The 4,307-nt window shown below is 43.4% G+C and carries 5 protein-coding genes; all 5 read right to left on the bottom strand.

Annotated elements, in window-relative coordinates:
* A partial coding sequence (gene ispH, locus WJ238_RS11450; RefSeq protein WP_337606991.1) for a 4-hydroxy-3-methylbut-2-enyl diphosphate reductase occupies nt 1-755 on the bottom strand: 755 nt, incomplete at its 3' end.
* Nucleotides 756-770: 15 nt separating this feature from the next.
* Nucleotides 771-1,427 carry a (d)CMP kinase gene (gene cmk, locus WJ238_RS11445; protein WP_316268973.1) on the bottom strand — a complete coding sequence of 219 codons (657 nt, stop codon included), beginning with the start codon at nt 1,425-1,427 and terminating at the stop codon, nt 771-773.
* A gap of 24 nt (nt 1,428-1,451) precedes the next feature.
* Nucleotides 1,452-1,895 (bottom strand): YcxB family protein, encoded by a 444-nt coding sequence (locus WJ238_RS11440; protein WP_316268975.1) that lies wholly within the window; start codon nt 1,893-1,895, stop codon nt 1,452-1,454.
* Nucleotides 1,896-1,897: 2 nt separating this feature from the next.
* Entirely contained in the window at nt 1,898-3,151 is a 1,254-nt protein-coding gene (locus tag WJ238_RS11435; RefSeq protein ID WP_316268977.1) for a BaiN/RdsA family NAD(P)/FAD-dependent oxidoreductase, read from the bottom strand.
* On the bottom strand, nt 3,148-4,077 hold the full coding sequence (locus WJ238_RS11430; RefSeq protein WP_230106042.1) for a MurR/RpiR family transcriptional regulator: 930 nt from the start codon (nt 4,075-4,077) through the stop codon (nt 3,148-3,150). The genes WJ238_RS11435 and WJ238_RS11430 overlap by 4 nt, the downstream gene beginning before the upstream one ends.
* Nucleotides 4,078-4,307: the final 230 nt, after the last annotated feature.

The following is a 4,307-nucleotide window of genomic DNA, read 5'->3' as shown; positions in this document are numbered from 1 at the left end:
TTCATATCCAAATCGTCAAGTGTCTGTATGTAGTACGTATTGTTACATGCATGATTACATATTTCAAATAACTTCTGGGTGTTTGAACTCTTTTTATCGCCAATCACGATCATTGCATCCACCTCTTTTGCAATACGTTCCGCCTCCTCCTGACGCTCTTTTGTCGCACTGCAAATCGTATTTAAAACAGTTATATCATACCCCTTTTTCGAGATAATTTCAACTAAATCTTTGAATTTATTGTAATTATATGTCGTTTGGGCCACGACGCACACGGGTTTTCCCTCTTCTACCGTAACAGCCTGTGCATCTTCTGCTGTAAAAACAACCTTTACATCTTCTTTTGCCCATCCCTGTATCCCTTTCACCTCCGGGTGGTCGGGATTTCCGATGATAATGATATACGCGCCTCTTGCACTTTGTTCTGAAACAATCCGATGTATTTTTTTTACAAACGGACAAGTAGCATCTACATAAGGAATCCCTTTTTTTTCAAGCATACTGCAGACTCTTTTCGGAACGCCATGGGAACGTATGATAACAACACCATCTTTCACTTTCCCCAGTTCTTCTTCTGTTTCCAGGACACAGACTCCTTTTTCTTTCAGATCTCGGATCACCTCATCATTATGGATAATAGGTCCGTAAGTGTAGATTTTTTGTTCCTTTTGTTCCCGGATCTGTTCATAGACAGTCTCTACCGCCCGCTTTACACCAAAACAAAATCCTGCTGATTTTGCCAGTTTTATTTCCATCTTGTTCTTTCCTTTCTATTTGCAAAGAGAGAGTATTTTTGAAACCACTTCCGGTATGCTCATATGAGAACTGTCGATCAGCACAGCATCTTCTGCCTGCTTAAGAGGAGCAGTCTCCCGATTCATATCCCTTTCATCCCTCTCCCTGATATCCGACTCGATTTCATCCAGATTACAGGAAATTCCTTTGGCAGTAAGTTCATCATACCGTCTTTTTGCCCTTGTTCTTGCGTCAGCTGTCAAAAAGACTTTCACATCTGCCCGGGGCAACACGTTAGTGCCAATATCCCTTCCATCCATCACTACATCTTTTTCTGCTGCAAGGGTTCTTTGCAGATCCAGGAGTTTCTCTCTTACTTTGGGAACTGCCGAGCTTTTAGAGGCCATATTCCCAACCTCTTCCTGCCGAAGCCTGGAGGTAATATTTTCTCCATTCAGATAGATCTGCTGGTTTCCGTCTTCATACCCGATTGTCACTTCCGCATTCCGGCATGCTTCTTCGATTTCTTTTGTATCCTGAGGATCAATCCCATTCTGAAGAAAATGTACGGCAAGCCCGCGGTACATTGCCCCTGTATCTACGTAAATAAATCCTTTTTCTTTTGCCACCTGTTTGGCAATCGTACTCTTTCCGGCTCCGGCCGGTCCATCGATCGCTATATTATATCCCATTTTTTCTCCTCACTCACTGTATTTTTATTCCAGATATGTAATCTTCGTTATCTTCGGACATTTTTCCAAAAGGAATGCTTTGAGATCTGCAAGGCTCCTGCCTTTTACACTTCCCTTCTTCAGTCCGAGAAAAGCATCTTTCTTACGTTTTTTACCTGCTACCAGAACAAAGGTGGTATCCGTCTCGCAGATTGCCTCCAGTTCATCATATCTGTATTCCTGCTTCACTTCACCAGTGACACAGGAAAAAGAATCTTCATAAAATTCCACTTGCACTGTTCTTTCTTTTCGGCTGATCATTTTAATCTCTTTCCAGCGCTTCTGGGTTTTCTCTTCCGCTTTTGCCTTTATATCACTGATCTTAAAAGGTCCCCACGCTTTCAGATTCTGATACTTATAATAAGCAATAAACATTTCCAGCACTATTTTTCTGGATTCTTTATATTCCATATAAAATAGAGGTTCCATAACTACTCTCTCCTGTCTGTGTACTTATTTTCTAAATTTGACGCTGCCGCATATGCAGTAGACCAGGCAATCTGAAGATTAAACCCTCCTGTCACCGCATCCAGATCCAGCACTTCTCCGACAAAATAAAGATTTTTTATTTTTCTCGATTCCATAGTTCCGGGATCAATTTCCTTCACGGATACACCACCTTTTGTAATAATGGCCTCGTTCCATCCTCTAAGATTTACTGCTGTCATTTCCAGATGTTTAATGAGATAAACCAGCCTTCCTCTTTCTTCTCTGGAAATCTCGTTAATTTTCTTTTCCGGAGGTATTTCAGATAACTTTACGATAACAGGGATCAACTTTGAAGGGAGCAGCTTTCCAAGGGAATTTTTGAACTGCTTGTTTTTCTGCTCCTGAAAATCTCTTAAGATCCGCTGGTCCAGGCGTTCTTCCGAAAGAGCCGGCTTTAAGTCCACTGAAAGTTTCAACTTCCTCTGCTCCAATCTGGCACCTACATCCGCGCTTGCACTGATAACAAGGGGCCCGCTGACTCCATAATGGGTAAAGAGCATCTCTCCCATTTCGCAAAAAAGCTGTCTTTTTCCATCTAAGACCTTAAGTTCCACATTGCGAAGGGAAAGACCCATAAGCTGGGGAACCCATTCTTCTTCTGTCTGTATCGGAACAAGAGAAGGCTTAAGTTCTGTAATGGCATGGCCCATTTCTCCTGCGAAACGGTAGCCGTCTCCGGAAGCACCTGTAGAAGGGTAGGACATTCCTCCGGTCGCCACAATACATGCATCTCCCGTTTCCATCGTACCGTCTGCAAGTAAAACTCCCGTAAACTTTCCATTTTCCTGGCAAATTTTTTCCACCCGGCAGTTCAGCCTAAGTTCTACCTTCAGACGTTTCATTTCCTGCTCCAGTGTCCGGATCACATCTGACGAGTGGTCGGAAGCCGGAAACACTCTGCCTCCCCGCTCCGTTTTTGTCTTCATACCGAGTTCTTCAAAAAAATCGATCACATCCTGATTTGTATGGGTGTAAAAGCTGCTGTACAGAAATTTAGGGTTGCTTCTTGCCGCCTCAAACAAATCCTCTACATCGCAGGCATTGGTAAGATTGCAGCGTCCCTTTCCGGTAATAAACAGTTTTTTTCCGGCCTTTTCATTTTTTTCAAACACGCACACTTCCTGTCCATTCCGTGCCGCCCATACAGCAGCATACATTCCGGCTGCTCCGGCGCCGACGATCAGAACTCTGCTCATCTTTTTTCCTCCCCGCCGCTTATATCTCCCGTAATCTCTACACTGTCTCTTACCATATTCAGCTCATCGCCGCTGTACACCTGGTACTCGTCCCAGATCTGCTCCAACATTTCCAGCGTAGACACTACTTCTTTCTGCTTTTTCATACAAAGGGCAACTACAAGGGCATTTACCACACTCAAGGGCGCCACAAGGGAATCTACAATAGATGCCATATCACTTCTTGCGATCAGGTTGCAGGAAGAATAGAGATTCATCGGGGAATGGACGCTGTCTGTCAAAGTGATGACTTTAGCCTTCCGGTTGCTTGCAAATTCCAGCGCCTTCAATGTACGCATGGAATATCTTGGAAAGCTGATTCCTATGATCACATCCTTTTCTCCGATGCGGATCAACTGTTCGAATATCTCACTGGCACTGTTTGTATGAACTGCAGTTACATCCCCCCGCAGAAGATTCAGATAAAAACTTAAAAAGCTGGCAAGCGGAGCACAGCTTCGTATTCCCACTACATATACCTTTCTTGCAGAAAGAATGGTTTCTACGGCAAGCTCGAACGCTTCCTGATCAATACTTTCCATTGTCATTTTGATCTTTTCAATATCTGACTGAAGAACGGATGCCAGTATCTCTCCCTGGCTGATCCTTCCGTATGTTACTTCCATCCGCTGAATAGAATTCAGTCTTGTACGGACAAGTTCTTCCAGCGCTTTTTGAAATTCCGGATATCCCTTATATCCCAGGGCTGTGGCAAAACGCACCACTGTCGATTCACTGACGCCTACGACTTCTCCCATTTTCGCCGCTGTTAAAAAAGCAGCTTTATCGTAATTTTTGCGAATATAATCGGCAAGCTTTTTCTGTCCCTTACTGAATTTAAGATACCCCTGGTCTATCTTTCGCAGTAATTCATTATTAATTCCCATTTTATCGATCCTTTTCCTGTATTTCATCCTGTATATTATCAAACAGCAGGTCCGCTTATACAGATCCAAAGACATTCTACTATATTCGCCCCCGGATTTGCAAGGGTATGGCGTAATGACTTATTTCACCAACCAAAAAAATCCGGCGAAAGCAGCCTCCAAGAGGCATGCCTTCACCGGATTTTTTCAACATTATTCCGATTATACCGGATAACTTCCGCTCTTTGTAT

The sequence above is a fragment of the Claveliimonas sp. genome (assembly GCF_037273965.1).
Taxonomy (GTDB): domain Bacteria; phylum Bacillota; class Clostridia; order Lachnospirales; family Lachnospiraceae; genus Claveliimonas; species Claveliimonas bilis.
The sequence above is the reverse complement of the archived record's forward strand: the minus strand, read 5'-3'. Positions and strand labels throughout refer to the sequence as shown.